Raw genomic sequence first — 16,414 nt, 5'->3', positions numbered from 1 at the left:
CCTCGTGGGTAGTTCTAACTGTCTATCTGTCTTTTTGATTGTCTAAGCCGTGGCGCTGATCGGCTTTTGCGCCAGCATGACCCACAGAAAGGATTGGCCAAACAAGCCGCTGTCGCAGGCTTGCGACCGCATTTGGCGCAAGCTGCGGATTCTGAAGGATGGGCCCCAAATCGCCCGCAAAGCAGCCTCGCTATAGCCCAACCCGCCGCCCAGCGTCTTGCTCTCGAGCACCTGCTCGTCGCTCAGGCCGCTGCCGCCTTCGGGCCTAAAGCACACCAGGCCAAAGCAGCCGCCCGGCTTCAGGGCCGCCCAGACCAACTGGACATAAAGTTCGCGCTGATGCGGCGCCAGATGATGAAAGCAGCCGGAGTCGTAAACCAACTCGTAGCTCGCGGCTGGGATGCTCAAGTCAAAGACCGAGCTGTGGTGCAGGCTCACGGCCACGCCGGCCTCGGCCGCCCGCTGCGCCGCCCATTTGAGGGCCTCTTGCGAGTAGTCGACCCCTTCGACCGCGAATCCAGCGCGGGCCAGAAAGATCGCGTTTCTGCCATTCCCGCAACCCAGATCCAAGGCCGCCCCGCGCTTGATATGTGCCCCTTCTTGGCTGACCCATTCGACCAGGCATTCATCCGGCGCCGGGCCGAAAAACGGCACCGCTTTTGACCTGTCCGCATAGAAGCCATCCCACCAGTCGCCCTGCCGGTCGGAGCGGCGTGGATTGGTGGGGTTGAAGTCGAGGCTTGTCATCTTGGGCCTAGGCAAGATCGATGCGTTCAAAGCCGGACAGGCCGCCAAATTTTGGCAAGTCGTCATGACAAGCGTGCCAAGTGGCTTTGTTGCTGACGAAGTAGTGGCTGCTTGGCTGGGCTGTCAGTGCGCTGCTGAGAATCCCGGCCGGCACGCCCAAGATGTCGGGGAACCGTCGGTCCTCTGTGAAGACATGGGTGCCGCAGCGCATGCAGAAGTGCCGCAAGCCGTTTTCGCTGGGTGCGAATTGCTGCAGATTCGTTCTGCCCGATACAACTGTTGCCTCGCGCGGTAGGCTTAACCAAGTCGTGAACGCAGCGCCACTGAGCCGCCGGCATTGCTGGCAATGGCAGTGGATGACGCTTTTTGGATTTGCCTCGCAATGCAGACCGACGGCGCCGCAATAGCAGCTTGCGAGCAAGTCTGAGGTTTCGGTGGCGGTCATGTGGGCGAGGTGGTGTGTGGCTATGGCTGAAAAGCGCGCTGTGCTCGGGCTGCCGCATTCTGGCAAGCAAGAACCGATATGACGAAAGACACGGGGCGCCAATTGCCCCAAAACAGTGCCAATCGCGGGTTTCCTCGGGGCTTTTTGTTGTGCAAGGTAAAGATGGACAAGTTCAAGCGGTGTCAGGTCGAAAACTAGTTCAGAAGGTGGTTTCGATTCGATTCAACATGAAAGAGTCGACAGACAGGCCACCAGCTCTTTGATGTTCGATAGCAAAGGACCACCGTCATGAATGCAAGCATTAGCTCGATTGCCGTTTCCGCCAATGCCCGCGCTGCAGCGCCGCCGCGCCTTCCTCCCAAGGCCGAGGACGTGTTCAAACAAATTGACAGCGAAGGCAAGGGCTCCGTGACAGCGTCTGACGCGGCCGCCTACTTGGTGAAGATCTCGCCCGAAGGTGCGCGCAAGGCTGACGCTGCCGACTCTTCTGCTGCTTCAAAGCTCAAGCAAGACATCGAGCAGGAGCTCGGCAAGGCCGATGCGGACGGCAATGGCCAACTGAGTCAGGCCGAGTTCAAGCAAGCGCTGGCGCAAGGGCCGGCTGGCGGTCGGCGTGCTGGTGCTGATGCAGACGGCGACGGCGACGGCGACAAAGGCGTCGGCGCTGCTGCAGGCCGCAGCAAGGGTGCTGGCCGCCCTGCTGGGCCGCCGCCAGGCGCGGCCGGTGGCGCTGGCGGTGGGGGAGCAAAGGCCGGCGGTGCGAGCGCGGCCGGCAGCTCGAGCAGTGCATCGACCAACTACGAAAAAGAAGATGCCAACCGCGACGGCAAGGTCACCGAGCCCGAGCGGCAGGCCTATGCGGTTCAGCATCCGAAGCAAGCTGCTGCTGAGGCTACGCAAAATGTGAAGACCGCAACGGCCGCGTCGGCTGTTCGGGCGGCGAGCGATCTGGCGCTGCAGCGGTATCAAGAAGTGGCGAGCATCGAGTGAAGGAAAGGGCTAGGGATAGCCGAGCGTGCGCATCGAGGTCCTGGCCATGGCATTGGCATCGACGGGAGTCAAGCGCCTATTGCCGATCCGCTTCGGTTGATTTGGTGTTGCCGCACGATGCCGGGAGTTCGTCCCGGCGGCCGACCCACTTCTCTTGTCTCGCCAAGAGAAGTGGGCAAGAGAAGGCGACCCTGCCGCATGGCCCTTCGGGTCCGCTCGGATGCTCAAATTTGCCGGGCCGCGCCCAACTCACTGCGCTACGCTGCGTTCAGACAAGGGGCGCGAAGTCAGTTCTTAAAGTCGCTGCGCGACGCCCGGCAAATTCTCCGCTCCTCGCCCATGCAGAAGGGGCACTCCAGAGAACACGGCTCGCTGCGCGTCGCCTTGATGGGTGCGCGTTGCACGACGCACATCGGACAAGCCTATACGTTTAGGGTCAGGTCTTGCTGTTAAGTTTGAGACCTGACCCTCGGCTGACCCCGAGTTGCCGTTAGCCTTGAGTGAAAAGTAGCGTCGAAGGGCTGGACAGGACTCTAGATTTGAGACCCCGACCTTGGTGTGACCCCGGCCTTTGTTCAATCCCCTGCCGGTACGTATTACGCGACACTCATAACGACTTTTAGTCGCTTGTAAAGATCATTTGAGAGATCGCGGTAGCCTTGCTCGTTCGGAAGGTACTTGAGCGCTCGGTGATGCCCCAAATCAGAAGGGATATCACCTATGGATTGGGTGATGGGAATCACAGTTTTTCCAAGTGTATGGGCGATGCCCGTTTCATACATGACGTTTGGATTTCTGCCTGTGAAGTCCACCACCACAACCTTGGCGCAAAAAATCAGATTGAAGATGTCTTGCATGAAAGTGGAGTTGTCCCAAATGTCATCGGCACGTAGGCACTCCAGAGACATGTAGTCGGTGACTCGCTTTATGGATTCGTATGTGCCTTTAAACGCAGGGCTGAATGGCATCATGACCGAGACGAGCTTCGGGTTCTGAGGCTTCTCTGGAACTTTGAATATCTCTGGCTTGAAAGTCAGAACCCGTTCGGTAGGTGGTGTTTCGTACGCTGTCGAGATGAACTCGCCATTGAGCGCGCATACCTTAACAAGGCCATTCGGCAATTCAGCTAGGCTAAGGCCTGAAGACTTTAAACAAGCCTTTACAGCTTCCATAGCTTTTGGGCGATCAAATTTCGGATCAAAGAGGAAATGATCTGGGTGAAGAAGCCGTTCTATGACGGCGATCATCTCTCGCGAAGGCATGCCTGTCGCTACTGGCTGCTTGGCATTCAGCTCCTTGAGTACCGACGTTACCCAAGCACCGCGGGTCGAGCCGTCGTGCACGTAGTCAAGGTCCAGATCGATGAAGAAGCTAGTGAGATAGCTTGAGCTTCGATACGGGAAGTAGTCGAACGGCGAGTTGCCGCAGACCATTTCGGACAGCTTGATTAGGGTGGGATTGCCGAGCATTTTGGAAGTTGAATCGACACAAAAAAGAGAATTCGGGGTCAGGCCCCAAATCTAAAAGCCCACCGGCCTTCAGACGCTTATTCTGTCAGCAGGAAAAAGGCGGCCTCGGCCATAGTGCTTACATTCATTCTAAGCGGATAGACACACGCTCAAGGCTTTGACGAGAGAGGTGCATGCGCGCAGCCCAGCACCATTCGAGGCGATGCGCAGCGAGCCGAGGTCTTCGGAGTCCCCCTTCTGCATGGGCGAGGAGCGCAGAATTTGGTGGGCGTCGCGAAGCGACTTCAAGATCTAACTTCGCGCCCCCTGTCTGAGCGGAGCGTAGCGCAGTGAGTTGGGCGCGGCCCGGCAAATTTGAGCATCTGAGCGGACCCGCAGGGCCATGCGGCAGGGTCGCCTTCTCTGGCCTACTTCTCTTGGCGAGACAAGAGAAGTAGGTCGCCCGCCGGGGCGAATACCCGGCATCGTGCGGGTAAAGCAATTTAAGAGAAGCCGATCAGCCTAAGCGTCAGCCCCTGACAGTCAACGCCCAAGCGCACACCCGCGATCTAGCCCCCACCCCCCACCCCCGAAAACCTCCCCCGATACTCCTCCGGCGTAATCCCGTTATGCCGCTTCAAACTCCGCTGCAAGCTGTCCACCGAGCCAAAGCCGGCCCGCTGCGCCACCCGCGCCAAAGGCCAACTCGTCTGTTCCAGATGCGACTTTGCACGGTCTAGCCGTAGCGCTTCGACAAAGCGCGCCGGCGTCTGCCCGGTCTCGCTCAAAAACAGTCGCGCGAAATGGCGCTCGCTCATATGCACCCGAAGTGCCAGCGCAGCAATGCTGAGGCCCTCCGCCGGATGCTCAGCCATCCAGCTCAATAGCCCTCCCAAGCGTTGTCCCACCTTGCCCGACTTGCTGCTCGCCTGTGTCTGCGCCTGCAGCCCCGCCGAGTATTGCGATTGCCCGCCGGGCCGGCGCAAGTACAGCACCAGATCGCGCGCCACCTGTAGCGCTAGCGCCTGTCCCAGATCGGCCTCCACCAGGGCCAGCGACAAATCAATCGCGGCGGTGATGCCGGCCGAGCTGTAGAGCGGCGGGTCGGCGACAAAGATCGCATCCGGCTCCAGCAAGACCGCTGGAAACATGGCGGCCAAGCGCCCGCAGTATTGCCAATGCGTGGTGACACGCCGGCCATCGAACAGTCCTGCCGCTGCAAGCGCGAAAGCGCCGGTGCAAACGCTGCCCATGCGGCGCACCTGGGGCGCGCGGCGCTGCAGCCATGGAATTAAGTGCGGCACCGAACCCGGCTGCTCCAGCACCGCATCATTGCCACCAACCACCAGGACCGTGTCGATCTCGCCGCGCAAGGCGGACAGCGCCGTCGTCGGCCCCAGCTGCAGACCCGAGTTGCTGGTCACCGGCCCGCCCTTGGGCGAGGCCAGCAACAATCGATACGGCAGCACCCGGCCAATGGCTTTGCAAAAGCCATTGGCCTTGCTGAACACCTCCCAGGGGCCGGTGACATCAAGCGACTGACAGCCTTCATAGGCGACGATCACGATGGTGCGGCGCGCCTCGGCCGGCGCAAGTGGTTTGGCAGAATTGGCAGGGGTGGCAGTTTTTGCGGTCATTGTGTCGATACGGACATGATGCTCAAGCATAAGCTATGCAATATGAATCATCAAAGCCCCCTCCACACCGTCCGCCTGCTGGTGCTCAGCCAGGCGCTGTTCGTCTGCGCCTCGGCGATCGGCCTGACGCTCACCGGCCTGGTCGGCGCGATGCTGGCGCCGAGCCGCGCGCTGGCCACCCTGCCCTATGCGCTGGTCACCGTGGCCACGGCCTTGAGCACGATTCCGGTCTCCATGCTGATGCTGCGCTGGGGCCGCCGCCTCGTCTTCATGTTGGGCAGCATGAGCGGCGCGCTCGGCGGTGCCCTGGCAGCCTGGGCGATTGTGCGCAACGACTTCTTGCTCTTTTGCCTCGCCAATCTCGCCTTGGGCCTGTTCGCCGCCAGCGCCCAGTACTACCGCTTTGCCGCCAATGAGGCGGCACCGCCCGAGTACAAGGCGCGCGCGATAGCCTGGGTGATCAGCGGCGGCGTGCTGGCCGCGCTGGTCGGCCCGACGCTGGCTGCCTGGGCGCGCGAGGCGGTGCCGCGCCATAGTTTTGCCGGCTCTTACCTGGTCTTGCTGGGCCTGGCCTTGTTGGGATCGCTGGTGCTGAGCCGCCTGGCTGGCCTGGGTGAAGCTACCGCCGCGGTGAGGGCGAGCGGCGCTGCTTCGTCAACGCCGCTGAGTCGCCTCTTGCGCCGCCCGGCCTTCCTGGTGGCCGCGGCAAACAGCGCCTTGGCCGCCGGCATGATGATGTTCGTGATGACGTCCAGCCCGCTGGCGGTGGTCGGCTGCGGCCTGCCGGTCACCGTCGCGGCCTCGGTGATTCAGTGGCATTTGCTGGCCATGTATGTGCCGGGTTTTTTCAGCGGCCGTTTGATAGCGCGCTTTGGTGTGACGCCGATCCTTGGCCTTGGCGCCGCCCTTTTCGGCCTAGGCAGCGCGGTCGCGCTGGCTGGAGTAACGCCGCTCCACTTTGGCCTGGCGCTGATGCTCAATGGCTTGGCCTGGAACTTCATGTTCGTCGGCGGCAGCACCTTGTTGACCCAGAGCTTCGCCGATGACATCCCGGCCGACCGCGCCCGCGTGCAAGCAGCCAATGAGTTCATCACGGCGGCTGTGGCGGCCGGCGGCTCCTTGCTGGCAGGTGTGGTCTTCAACGGCTGGGGTTGGCCCGCCGTCCAATGGGGCGTGCTGCCGCTGCAATGCTTGGCGGCAGCGGCCACCTTGTCTTGGGCAGCGGCGCAGCGCCGCCTGGTCAATCAGACTGCTGTCCAGCAAGTCGCCAAAGCCTGAAACTTGGGTGCATTGCTCTTTGATCGCGAACCGTTCAAAGATGAAGTTAGCGCTGGAGCGCGGGCGCCCGCCCGCTCATACTCAGCTGCGATGGCCATGCTGGCGGATGATTATCTGGGTCAGCGCCATTTGTTTGCAAAATCAGACTCGCGTGGCGGCGCGCTGCATGATGAGTGCCACCCTGATGTCGCCATATTGATTTTGGGTCACGCTGTCCAGCGTCAGCCTGCTGGGCATAGGCTCGGCCTTTTGGGTAGTGGTGGCGGGCGCTTGCGCCTAGCTGCTGCAGCATTGGCGCAGCAGATAGACAAAGAGGGGCAACAGCTGGCTCTAAGCCCTGAGCTGAAATTCGACCGATGGATCCGCCTGCGTCGTTGTGCCCGCCCCTCCGTCTTGCTCGGGGCCGCCAAGCGGCTGGCGTCTACGGGCGTGCAGCAGAGGCGGCTTGCTCCGAGCTTGGCGCTGGCAAGAGCGCAGCGGGGCGCTTCTCTTTGGTCAAAAATATCAGCGGGATCAGGATGGGCGCGAGCGCAACGAAATAGATCAGAAAGACACCTTCCGAGGCAATCGTGACCGGTGTGACCATGCCGTCCACCGCTTGCTGGCCGAGGCTCTCTTCGGCTTCCACCGTCACGGTATAGGCATGGTTCAACTTGGTTTGGCTGCGCGCGGCGCGGAAGGTGTTGCCCACCACATAGCGCTTGCCTTTGAGCTGGTTGTCGAGCGCCCAACTGCCGTCGCTCTGCGACGAGAAACCAAAGTCTTGCGCCACCTGCGCTTCGGCAGCGCTCAAATCTGCCGGGAGTTGCAGGCTGTAGTTGCCCTGGGTGGCATCGTCCGGCGCAACATAAAAATGCGTAATTTTGGCCGTGATACGCGGCTTCAGCGGGAATTCATTGAGCCGAACCAAATCATTCGGCGCCTCGAACACATAGTGGTAGCGCTCACCCAGCACGACGAGATGAGTCTTGTCCTGCGAAATCAGCAGATTGGCCACTTGTTCGGTGTAGAGATGCTTCCTGCTGCTGTTGAGGCCGCGGGGCTGGCTGGAGCCGCTGGAACTGTCGGCGCAGGCCCCCAAACTGGCGGCCAAGGGTGCAAGGCTCCAAGCCAGCAGGCTTCGGCGATCTGGATTCATCAAGGGGACTCCGCTCAAGGTCAGGTGGAGCCCGCGACTCTATACAGCGGTGGGGGCCTTGTCGCCTATCCAAATGGACAGTACCGAGCTGAATCAGCCGTCGACCTGCGGAGTAACGAAGGTCAGGCTTAGGACGCAAGCGTCCTGCCAGCGGCGCGTTTCTGGGGCCAATGCGCCCCGATGGCTTGCTACTTGGCAGTTCGCGCCAAGCGTCGCGCCAGCAGGAGGTAGATCAGCGCCCAGGCGCTGCCAAAAGCCCAGCCGCCCAACACGTCCGAGCCCCAGTGCACGCCCAGAGCGACCCGGCTCAAACCGACCAGCAAGGTCATCAAGCCGGCCAGACAGAGGATGTAGATCCGCTCAGCCGGTTTGCTGCGTGTGCTGGCGAGCAGCGCGCCCAGGCTCAGAAATACCAAGGCCGATAAGCTCGCATGGCCGCTGGGGAAACTCAGGCCCGGCTCTATCATCACCGCGAACTCGGAGGCAGGGCGAACCCGCCCGAACGCAGCCTTCAGTGAGAACACCGCCAGCGTGCCGCTGATCACCGAGCTGGCGAGCAGGTAGGCCGTTACTACCCGGCGCACCAACAAGAGATAGCCGACCGCCGCGACCGTCAACAGGGTCAGGAAAATGGTGCTGCCAATGCCGCTCAAATCACGCAACACCGAGATCATCCAGGGCTGAGCGCTGCGCGCCTGCTGAGCCCAGAGCAGCAAGGCGGTGTCGACGCCGCGCGTGCCGCCGTCAACCATGGCGCCACTGATCTCGATAAAGCCCCAAGCCAGCATGGCCGCAATAAAGCCGGGCAACAGGGTCTTGAGAACTGTGGCGTAGCGACTCGGCGAGGGTTTTGTGTCCGCCGCATCATGATCACGATCGGCCGGCATTTCAGTTTGCTTTTGCATGCTGGCATTTTCCGCCACAGGCAAACGCTGGGCGACCGGTGTCATGTGCCTCAGGCCTTGCGCTGGCCCCACAACACGCCCGCCGCGATCAGGAGCATGCCGATGACGGTGGCCAGATCCGGCCGCTCGCCAAACAGCGGCAGCGCCAACAGGGTCGCCAACACCGGCGTCAAGGCGCCCGCCATCGCGCTGCGCTGCGCGCCCAGGCGGGCAACGGCAAAGCTATAGCTCAGCGTCGAGATCAGGCCAACGCCGACGCTCTGAATCAGCAGCTGTAGCCACAGCTGCTCGCGCGGCAGCGCCGGCAGGCTCAAGCCCCCTTGGGCTGCTTGCCAAGCCAGCAAAGGCAGCAGCAGCAATAGCGAAACGCTGGAGATCAGCGCCGCCGCTTCAATAGGCGCCAGCTTGGCCTGGCGCAGCGCCAGCGTGTAGGCCGACCACATCAAGCTGCCGAGCAAAAACATCGCGTAACCCTCGGCCAAGCCCGCATGCCCGGCCTTCAAGGCCAGCATGGTGGCGACGCCGGCGGCGATGCACAGCAGCGCCGGCCAGCGCGCCAAGGCGGCACGGCCGTGCAGGGCGGCGGCCAACAGGGCGGTGAACAGCGGCAAGGTGCCGGGAATCAGCGTCGCGCCATCGGCCACCGGCGCGTGGAGCATGCCCCAGCCGGCGATCAGAAAATAGGGCAGGCCGGCGCCGATGACGATCATCAGCCACAGCTTGAGCGGCACCTGGGCAAAGCGCGCGCGCCGCCGCCACAGCAATGGCATGAACAAGAGCCCGGCCGGGCCGAAGCGCAGCAGCGCCAGCTCGGCGGGCGGCAGATTTGCGCGCGCACCGGCGCGCAGCGAGATGAAGAAGGCCGCCCAGATGCACAGCGTCAAGGCCAGCGCGGCCCAGCCCAGCAGGTCAAGGCCGGGCTTGGCGGCCAGCGGGCGATGGGTGAGGGCGTGCTGGCTGGCGGAAATGATGGGTACTGCTGGGCTGGGCATGCTGCGGGCCTGAATCTACTGCTGGAAAGGCTGAATTTTCCGGCTTGACCCCGGGTGATATTGACTCAAATGGCGATTGAATTGCGACTTCAAGGGTGGATTCATCCAATAAAATGCGAGAAATTGACGATTTCAAGCCATGGACAAAATAGACATCCAATTGCTGGAACTGCTGCAGCGCGACGGTCGGCTCTCGATCGCCGAGCTGGCCGAGCGGGTGGCGCTGTCGCAAAGCCCTTGCGCGCGGCGGCTCAAGCGCCTGGAAGATGCCGGCTTCATTGCCGGCTACCGGGCGGTGCTGGACCGCAAAGCGGTGCAGCTGGCGACCACGGTGTTCGTCAATGTGCGGCTGATGCATCACCGCGAGGATGCGGTGCAGCAGTTTGAAGCGGCGATGGAGGCGATGGCCGAGGTGGTGGCCTGCCATGTGGTCAGCGGCGCGCATGACTATCTGCTCGAAGTGGTGGTCAGCGAGCTGAGCAGTTACGAGCACATCGTGCGCCGCCTGCAGGCGCTGCCCATGGTGCAAGACATCACCAGCAATTTTGCGATCCGCTGCGTCAAGAGTGGCGCGCCGCTGCCGCTGAAGGCACTCAAGTAAGTGATGATTAGCCCAACAATACCGCCATGCGAATAGCCGTACTCTCCGATATCCACGGCAATCTGGCCGCGCTTGAGGCGGTAGTTGCCGACCTCAAGCGCCGTGGTGTCGATGCCGTCGTCAACTTGGGCGACAGCCTGTCCGGGCCCTTGCTGCCGCTTGAGACCGCCCAATACCTGATGGCACAAGACTGGCCGCAGTTGGCCGGCAACCATGAGCGGCAGCTGCTCAACCTGAGCCCCAATGCCGGGGCTTCTGACCGTTATGCTCGCGAGCAATTGGGGCCGGCCGAGCTAGCCTGGGTGGCCGGGCTCAAGCACAGCCAGGCTTTCAATGAGCAGGTCTGGCTCTGCCATGGCACGCCGGACAGCGATGTCGAGGTGCTGCTGCAAAGTGCCGAGCGCGCAGCCACGGCTGCCGAGGTGGAAGAGCGTTTGAAGGGGCATCAGAGCGAGCTGCTGCTGTGCGGCCACAGCCATGTGGCGCGCAGCGTGAGAACGGCGGCTGGCGGACTGATCGTCAACCCGGGCAGCGTCGGCCAGCCGGCTTACCAGGACGACGTTCCCTACCCCCATGTGGTGGAATCGGGCTCGCCCGACGCCCGTTACGCCATTGTTGAGCGGCGCAAAGAGGGCTGGAGCGCCGCGCTGCTCAGCGTCCCCTACCCGCACGCGCAGATGGCCGAGCTGGCCCGACTCCGTCAACGCCCCGAATGGGTGCAAGCGCTCAGCAGCGGTTACCTACAAGTCCCGGTATGAATCTTCAAAACCACGCGCTGATCATCATCGACATGCAAAAAGGCATGTCAGCCGCCGGCCCACGCAACAACCCGCAGGCTGAAGACCGCATCGCCGCGTTGCTGCGCGCTTGGCGCAGTGCCGGTCGGCCGGTCGTGCATGTGCGCCATCTGTCGCGCTCGGTGGGTTCGCCTTTCTGGCCCGGCCAGCCCGGTGCCGAGTTCCAAGACCGGCTGGCGCCGCTGCCGCATGAGCATGTGGTGGACAAGCATGTCACGGACGCCTTTGTGCACAGCGGCCTGGAACACTGGCTGCATCAGCGCGGCATCCGCAACCTGGTGTTTTGCGGCGTCAGCACGACTATGTCGGTCGAGGCCAGCGTGCGCACGGCAGGCTGCCTGGGCTTTGACTGCCGGGTCGTCGCCGATGCCTGCTATTGCTACGACCGCCCCGACCTCGACGGCCGCCCGCGTAGCGCCGAGGACTTGCAGCGCGTGGCGCTGGCCAATTTGCACGGTGAATATGCGCAGGTGTGTAGCGCAGAGGAGCTGCTGCCGGGCTGAATCTCGGCGCATGGTGTCCAATCCGGGCATGAGCTTATTTAAATCTACGCCATCGACGTCATTGGCCCAGCAGGCCGGGGCCGCCCAAGGCAGCGCCAGCCGCCTGACCATCCCCGCCACCGTGGAGCAGGTGCTGCTTGCCGTCAGCCTTTTATGGGCGCTGACGGCCAACCGCTTCTTCTTCAGCGCCGCCTTGAAGGGGCGCAGCTTTGACGACCCGAGCGCCTGGGGCTTTGCCGCCGCCATGGTGGTGCTGGTCTTGGCCTTGCACCTGTTCTTGCTGGCGCTGGTGGCCAACCGCTGGACGCTCAAGCCGCTGCTGGTGGTCTTGATCATCACGACCGCCTTCGCCAGCTGGTTCATGCAGGCCTTCGGCGTCTATCTCGACCCGACGATGGTGCGCAATACTTTGCGCACCGACCCCGCCGAGGCCAGCGAGCTGATTTCGGCCGCGTTGCTGCTGCATGTGTTGATCTACGCCGGCCTGCCGCTGCTGCTGCTGTGGCGGGTGCGCATTGTCAACCGGCCTTGGCGGCGCGCGGTGCTGGTGCGGCTGGGCTTGATCGTGGTGGCGGTGCTGGCCATGGTGGCGAGCGTGATGGCGGTGTTCCAGCCTTTCTCCTCGCTGATGCGTAATCACAAAGAGATCCGCTACCTGATCACGCCGTCCAACTATGTCTGGTCGCTCGGCAGCACGCTGGCCTCTGAAGCACGCGGCGCCGCCAAGCCCCGTCAAGCGGTGGGCCTGGACGCCGCAGCCGGCCCAAGCTGGGCGGGCCGCACCAAGCCCAAGGTCGTCGTGATGGTGATCGGCGAAACCGCCCGCGCCGCCAACTGGGGCTTGAACGGCTATACCCGCCAGACGACGCCACAACTGGCGGAGATTGCCGCGCAGCCGGGCTCAAGCCTGATCAGCTTCCGCGATGTGCAGGCCTGCGGCACCAATACCGAGACCTCGCTGCCCTGCATGTTCTCGGCCATTGGGCGGCGCGACTATGACGAGGCCCGCATACGCGGTACCGACTCGCTGCTGCACATCGTTGCCCGCGCCGGAGTCGGCGTGCAGTGGCGCGACAACCAATCGGGTTGCAAAGGCGTGTGCGACGGCCTGCCCAATGACGCGGTGAGCAAAGTCAATGCGCCTGGTCTGTGCGAGGGCGAGCGCTGTCTGGATGAGGGCTTGATTGCCGATCTTGACGGCCGGCTCAGCGAGGTGGTCGCGGGCTTCAAGCCGGGTGCGGCGCCGCAGTTCTGGCTGATGCATCAATTGGGCAACCATGGGCCCTCTTACTTCCGCCGCTACCCGCCCGCCTTCAAGCGATTTGTGCCGGCCTGCGAGAAGGACGATTTGCGTCTGTGCAGCAAGGAAGAAATCGCCAATGCTTATGACAACGCCCTGCTCTACACCGACCATGTGTTGGCCAGCCTGATCGCCAAGCTCAAGAGCCGCGCGGCCGAGGTCGATACGGTGCTGCTCTATGTGTCTGACCATGGCGAATCGTTGGGCGAGAACGGCCTGTTCCTGCATGGCATCCCTTATGCGATTGCGCCCGATGTGCAGACCCGCGTGCCCATGCTGATGTGGGCCAGCAGCGGCTTTGCCAATTCGACGGGCCTGGACTGGGACTGCCTGCGCGGCCGAGCCGCACAAACCCCTGCGACGCCGGTCAGCCATGACCATCTGTTCCACACGCTGATGGGGCTGCTGGATGTGCGCAGCACCTTGCTGGAGCCGAGCTTGGACTTGGCCGGGCAATGCCGCGTGCCCGGCAACGAGGCGGTGCTCAAGTGATGGCGGCCGCGAACCCGGTCTGGCGCCGCGACCTTGCCATCACCCTGATCTGCCTGTTCTTGCTGACGCTATGGGAGTTCAGCGGCCTGGATTTGCCGCTGGTACGCCAGTTCGGCACGGCCGAAGGCTTTCCATGGCGCGAAGCCTGGCTGACCAGCTCGCTGGCGCATGAGGGCGGACGGGCGCTGGGCTGGGCGGTATTGATTTGGCAGCTGAGCGACGCGCTGTGGGTCAAGCCAAAACCAATGACGCCAAGCAAGCGGGAGCGCCTGTTTTGGCTGGGCGTGGCGGTGGCGAATATCGTCTTGGTGCCCGCACTCAAGCGTGTCAACCTGACCAGCTGCCCCTGGGAGCTGAGCGAGTTTGGCGGTGTTGCCCACTATGTGCCGCATTGGCTGCTGGGCGTGTATGACGGTGGGCCGGGGCATTGCTTCCCGTCTGGCCACGCGATCGCCGCGTTCGGCTTCTTTGGCCTGTACTTTTTGTGGCGGCCCTATCGGCCGGCGCTGGCGCGGGTGCTGCTTGGCCTGGTGTTGGCTTTCGGCGCGGCTTTTGGCTTGGCCCAGATGGCGCGCGGCGCGCATTACCTCAGTCACACTTTGTGGACGGGTTTCATCTGCTGGACGCTGTGCGTGCTGGCCGATCTTTACGCCCGTAAGCGAGGCCGCAAAACGGCCACCTGATCCGAGCAACAAAAAAAGGGGCCGACTGGCCCCTTTCTTATCTGCGACAGCCGAGTGATTACTTGGCAGCGGCAGCGCGCTTGGCGGCAGCTGCGGCCATGGCGGCGCTGCGTGTTTCGCTGGCGGCCTTCATCTTGGCGTCGAAGTCGGCCTTGGTCGCGGCCGTGGCTTCGGCGCGGGCGTTACGGCGGGCCACCAACGGATCCTTGCCGGCGGCCTTGGCTTCAGCGCCGGCCTTGTCTTGAGCGGCCTTGATGGTGGCTGCGCGCTCGGCGCGGATTGGGCGCACGGTGTTGTTGAACTCGGTGCGGGCAGCACGCTGCTCGGCGCGCATCACCACGATCGGGTCGGTGCTGGCCGCGGCGGCCGTCTTGGCGGCCGGTGCCGGCATGGCCGCAGAGGCGTTAATTTGGGCTTGAGCAGCGCCGCCCAACAAGGAGAAGAGGACGGCAACAGCGGCGATGGAATTCTTCATGGTGATACTTTCAAAAAAATAAGAAAAAAGCACTGAGCAAGAAACTCACAGGCAGACCTAGGTCAATTGCGCAATCTGTTAGCACAGCGAGCAAGCGCGGTAGACGATTGCACAGTCAAGCCTCGCAAAACCTGAGACATATTAAGGGTTTTCATGCTGTTTTTTTTCGACTAGGTCAACGAAGGCCTTGAAGCTGCGGCCGTTTGTTTCTTTTTTGCCATGCTCGCCACGGATGCGCCTTGTATAGAGGCGCTAACTCAATTTCTGCGCTGACGGATTTTTGCCAATGAGCGTGACGCGAGGCGCGTCAGTGAATGCTGGCTGGCCTGATTTCAAAGGTGTCGTCGGACATATAGCGGCCAGTCTCAGAGACGGGCTTGGGCGCAAGGGCATGGCAACAGGGGCAATAGCAAGATCGCCGTTGCCAAGCGCATTGGTGGCGCAGGCAAAGTCCGCGCTCGATTTTTTGCGGGGTGCCCAATGGGACTTGCGCTTGTTTGCGCCAGTTCGGCATGATGCGGCGCTGCTGAGCACTTACTTGATACGGCGCCTGAAAATGAAATTTCGCCCCACCTTTTTTGCAGCGTCTACTGCGCTTGCTGCGTTTGCATTGGCCGCATCGCTGGCGGCACAAGCATCACCTTCGGCCCATGCCGCAGCTGCCCAGTCGCTGGCCCAGCCCGTGGAGCAATTCATTGCTGACTTCAGCGCTGCCTATGCCGAGTTGGGTTTGGGCGGCGAGATGGACTTGTCTTATCGCAAGAATATCCAGCACATCGTGCAGCACACCGATGTGGCCCTGCAGCAGCGCCGCCTCGATCAGCTTGGTCAACAGTTGAAGGCCTTGGACGGGCAGGCCAGCAGCACCTGCCAAGCCCTGCAACTGCGTCAGATCGCCTTTGAGTTGGCGCTGAACCAGCAAAAGCTTAGGCTGCTCAAGGCCTTCTTGGCGCTGGGGCCGCAAGCGGTCTTGTCCGATCAGGGGCTGGCCAAGACCAGCTTGGGCAAAGACTGGTACGCCTATCTGCGCCTGGCCTGGCTGACCATGGACAGCACACCCGAGGCTTTGATGGCGCTGGGCCAGAGCGAGTTGGACCGCGCCTTGACGCGCTACCGTGATTTGCAAGCACGCATGGGCTACGCCGGCCGTGACCAGGCCTTTGCCGTCTATCTGGCTGGCCCCAATTTCAGCTACCCGGATGGGCAAACGCCACAAGTAGATTACGAAGTGCGCCAGGCGCGGGTCTACCGGAATCTGCACAAGCTTTTCCTGCCGACCGCAATCGCACCGCCGCTGATCCGGCGCTCCGATTTGGGCAGCGCCTTGCCGGTTGATGGCTACTACGAGCCCGCCGAAAGCACCTTCTATTTCAACCAAGCGCAGGCTAGCTATGGGCGGCGCAATATCGACTGGTTGCTGCTGCATGAGAGCACGCCCGGCCATCACTACCAAAGCCGCTATGCGCTGGAGCAGCGCGGCTGCCCGGTTGGTCTGCCGCACGGTTTCTATTCGGCATTTGCCGAAGGCTGGGGCGCTTACGTCGAGGAGTTCGGCAGCGAGCTGGGCTTGTTTCAACAGGACTCGGATGCCCTGGGCGCGGTGGAATGGGACTTGGTACGCTCGATCCGCGTGGTGCTGGATGTCGGCATCAACGCGCTTGATTGGACCGAGCAAGAAGCGCAGGACTATTGGCGCAGCAAGCTGCCGATGTTGCCGCATTTGGCCCAGCGCGAGATCGCACGGGTGCGCAATTGGCCGGCGCAGGCGATCACCTACAAGCAGGGTGCGGTGATGCTGCGCCAGTTGCGCGAAGCGGCGCGGGTGCGCGAAGGTGCTGCATTTGATATCCGCGTTTTCCACGACAAGGTGCTCAAGCATGGCCCGCTGCCGCTGGCGCTGTTGGCCGAGATGGTGGAGGGCGTCGCGCAAACCGCCGGGCCAAACCAGGCACCAAGCTTGGTGCAATGAACACGCAGCGCGTG

General features: G+C 62.6%; 16 protein-coding genes. 8 read left to right on the top strand and 8 right to left on the bottom strand.

What is annotated here, in order from left to right; genetic code table 11:
- Positions 1-42: 42 nt before the first annotated feature.
- Together LNV09_RS00865 and LNV09_RS00860 are read right to left on the bottom strand one after the other, a co-directional pair.
- Positions 43-747 carry a class I SAM-dependent methyltransferase gene (locus LNV09_RS00865; protein WP_263555178.1) on the bottom strand — a complete coding sequence of 235 codons (705 nt, stop codon included), beginning with the start codon at positions 745-747 and terminating at the stop codon, positions 43-45.
- A 7-nt stretch (positions 748-754) separates the two neighbouring features.
- Positions 755-1,192: a GFA family protein gene (locus tag LNV09_RS00860; RefSeq protein ID WP_263555177.1), complete on the bottom strand. Its 438-nt coding sequence runs from the start codon at positions 1,190-1,192 to the stop codon at positions 755-757.
- Between the two features lie 288 nt (positions 1,193-1,480).
- On the opposite strand from LNV09_RS00860, the gene LNV09_RS00855 reads away from it, so the two are divergent.
- Positions 1,481-2,182: an EF-hand domain-containing protein gene (locus LNV09_RS00855; RefSeq protein WP_263555176.1), complete on the top strand. Its 702-nt coding sequence runs from the start codon at positions 1,481-1,483 to the stop codon at positions 2,180-2,182.
- Positions 2,183-2,778: 596 nt separating this feature from the next.
- On the opposite strand, the gene LNV09_RS00850 is transcribed toward LNV09_RS00855, so the two are convergent.
- Both LNV09_RS00850 and LNV09_RS00845 read right to left on the bottom strand, forming a co-directional pair.
- Positions 2,779-3,651, bottom strand: a complete 873-nt coding sequence (locus LNV09_RS00850) for a hypothetical protein (RefSeq protein WP_263555175.1) — start codon at positions 3,649-3,651, stop codon at positions 2,779-2,781.
- A gap of 548 nt (positions 3,652-4,199) precedes the next feature.
- Positions 4,200-5,267, bottom strand: coding sequence for a GlxA family transcriptional regulator (locus LNV09_RS00845; protein ID WP_263555174.1), 1,068 nt, complete (start codon positions 5,265-5,267; stop codon positions 4,200-4,202).
- Between the two features lie 42 nt (positions 5,268-5,309).
- On the opposite strand from LNV09_RS00845, the gene LNV09_RS00840 reads away from it, so the two are divergent.
- Positions 5,310-6,545 carry an MFS transporter gene (locus tag LNV09_RS00840; protein ID WP_263555173.1) on the top strand — a complete coding sequence of 412 codons (1,236 nt, stop codon included), beginning with the start codon at positions 5,310-5,312 and terminating at the stop codon, positions 6,543-6,545.
- A gap of 421 nt (positions 6,546-6,966) precedes the next feature.
- Here LNV09_RS00840 and LNV09_RS00835 read toward each other — a convergent pair whose 3' ends face one another.
- The 3 genes from LNV09_RS00835 to LNV09_RS00825 all read right to left on the bottom strand — a co-directional run bounded on the left by LNV09_RS00835 (position 6,967) and on the right by LNV09_RS00825 (position 9,580).
- Positions 6,967-7,683, bottom strand: coding sequence for a YidX family protein (locus LNV09_RS00835; RefSeq protein ID WP_263555172.1), 717 nt, complete (start codon positions 7,681-7,683; stop codon positions 6,967-6,969).
- Positions 7,684-7,871: 188 nt separating this feature from the next.
- Complete coding sequence (locus tag LNV09_RS00830; RefSeq protein WP_263555171.1) at positions 7,872-8,588, bottom strand: phosphatase PAP2 family protein; 717 nt, start codon at positions 8,586-8,588, stop codon at positions 7,872-7,874.
- Between the two features lie 50 nt (positions 8,589-8,638).
- On the bottom strand, positions 8,639-9,580 hold the full coding sequence (locus tag LNV09_RS00825; RefSeq protein WP_263555170.1) for a DMT family transporter: 942 nt from the start codon (positions 9,578-9,580) through the stop codon (positions 8,639-8,641).
- 139 nt (positions 9,581-9,719) lie between these two features.
- Here LNV09_RS00825 and LNV09_RS00820 point away from each other — a divergent pair, with 139 nt between their 5' ends.
- The 5 genes from LNV09_RS00820 to LNV09_RS00800 are packed head-to-tail and all read left to right on the top strand — an operon-like array spanning position 9,720 to position 13,956.
- A complete protein-coding gene (locus LNV09_RS00820) occupies positions 9,720-10,181 on the top strand; it encodes an Lrp/AsnC family transcriptional regulator (RefSeq protein ID WP_263532817.1) in 462 nt (153 codons plus the stop codon).
- Positions 10,182-10,207: 26 nt separating this feature from the next.
- Positions 10,208-10,939 carry a metallophosphoesterase family protein gene (locus LNV09_RS00815; protein WP_263555169.1) on the top strand — a complete coding sequence of 244 codons (732 nt, stop codon included), beginning with the start codon at positions 10,208-10,210 and terminating at the stop codon, positions 10,937-10,939.
- Complete coding sequence (locus LNV09_RS00810) at positions 10,936-11,481, top strand: cysteine hydrolase family protein (protein ID WP_263555168.1); 546 nt, start codon at positions 10,936-10,938, stop codon at positions 11,479-11,481. Before LNV09_RS00815 ends, LNV09_RS00810 begins: the two co-directional genes overlap by 4 nt.
- A gap of 28 nt (positions 11,482-11,509) precedes the next feature.
- Complete coding sequence (locus tag LNV09_RS00805) at positions 11,510-13,273, top strand: phosphoethanolamine transferase (RefSeq protein ID WP_263555167.1); 1,764 nt, start codon at positions 11,510-11,512, stop codon at positions 13,271-13,273.
- Positions 13,273-13,956, top strand: coding sequence for a phosphatase PAP2 family protein (locus tag LNV09_RS00800; RefSeq protein WP_263555166.1), 684 nt, complete (start codon positions 13,273-13,275; stop codon positions 13,954-13,956). The genes LNV09_RS00805 and LNV09_RS00800 overlap by 1 nt, the downstream gene beginning before the upstream one ends.
- 58 nt (positions 13,957-14,014) lie before the next feature.
- Here the strand turns inward: LNV09_RS00800 and LNV09_RS00795 are convergent, their stop codons facing one another.
- On the bottom strand, positions 14,015-14,431 hold the full coding sequence (locus LNV09_RS00795; protein WP_263555165.1) for a hypothetical protein: 417 nt from the start codon (positions 14,429-14,431) through the stop codon (positions 14,015-14,017).
- Positions 14,432-14,717: 286 nt separating this feature from the next.
- Here LNV09_RS00795 and LNV09_RS00790 point away from each other — a divergent pair, with 286 nt between their 5' ends.
- Entirely contained in the window at positions 14,718-16,400 is a 1,683-nt protein-coding gene (locus tag LNV09_RS00790) for a DUF885 domain-containing protein (RefSeq protein ID WP_318023268.1), read from the top strand.
- Positions 16,401-16,414 lie beyond the last annotated feature (14 nt).

This window comes from Paucibacter sp. B2R-40 (assembly GCF_025717555.1).
Lineage (GTDB): Bacteria > Pseudomonadota > Gammaproteobacteria > Burkholderiales > Burkholderiaceae_C > Paucibacter_A.
This window is presented reverse-complemented; position numbering and strand designations above follow the sequence as displayed.